Here is a 1,087-nt window from a genome sequence, read left to right as displayed (position 1 = left end):
GTATGAGTAAAATGTTTGTGGGCGAACAAAATAGGAACGCGCCATTTCGATCTGTTTAACGGAGAGGCCCATTGTGGCAGGGGGGCTCTTTCAAGGTGATATCCACGGCTTTATATGGGGTGGCGGGCATGATAGCCTCGTTGGCGAGCCAGTCTATTACGGAGCTGGCTTCCTGGCTGGGAACTCATGCCCGCAGGGGCCCCATGTCAAGCCGACAAAGGGTCATCGTTTCTTTAATTGAGGAGCAGGAAGCATTTTCCATGCAGAAAGGGTCACTCCTTAGTAGAATCATAGTCGACTACTACCAGATCCAAAAGGAGTGACCCATATGGAAAATCATATCACAGCTATACCTTCATTAAAAGAGATTGAGCAGTCGCTCTGGAGAAATTTGCAGGAGGCCTATTCGGCTGTTATGAAGGGAATACTGGAGGACTTGGACCAGCAGATTGCTGAAGCACGCGACAAAGGCCGCTTCAGAATGCTGGACAAGAAGCGGAAGATGACCATTGATAGTCTGTTTGGACCAATAAAAATCACACGGAGATATTATCGGGACCGTGTAAAGAATGAATACGTCTATCTATTAGATCAATATTTGGCATTTGACGGAGAAAAAGAAGTCACTCCCCTGCTGGCGGAAACAGCGATGGAACTCGCTATTACAGGCCCTTCCTACCGCCAGGCAGCTGATACCCTGGAGACCCTTTTGGGCTATCGGGTTATGAGTCATGAGGGAATCAGGCAGCAGCTGCTTGGAGTTGAGGTGATCTCCGAAAAAACGGAACTAGCACAGCGCGTCCTGTTTGTCGAGGTGGATGGACTTTATCTGAAGCGCCAGGAAAAGGGACGAAAGGGAAAGGAGGAAAAGATTGCGGCTGTCCATCAAGGCTGGGAAGTGAACAGCAGGAGGACAAGCCTAAAGAAGAAACGTCATTTCCATCACCAGGGAGACGAGCATTTCTGGGAGGACTTTGAGACATTTCTGGTGGAGACATTTGACTATGACCCCCTGACACACCTACTCGTCATTAACGGGGATGGAGCGAACTGGATCACAGCCTGCCGGGAGTACTTTCCATCCAAT

At 49.3% G+C, this 1,087-nt stretch carries 1 protein-coding gene; it reads left to right on the top strand.

The window, feature by feature from the left end:
• Positions 1-328: 328 nt before the first annotated feature.
• On the top strand, positions 329-1,087 hold a 759-nt coding region (locus tag KI363_RS21525), incomplete at its 3' end, for a UPF0236 family transposase-like protein (protein ID WP_212967606.1).

This window comes from Lederbergia ruris, from assembly GCF_018332955.1.
GTDB classification, from domain to species: Bacteria; Bacillota; Bacilli; order Bacillales; family Bacillaceae_C; genus Lederbergia; species Lederbergia ruris.
This window is presented reverse-complemented; position numbering and strand designations above follow the sequence as displayed.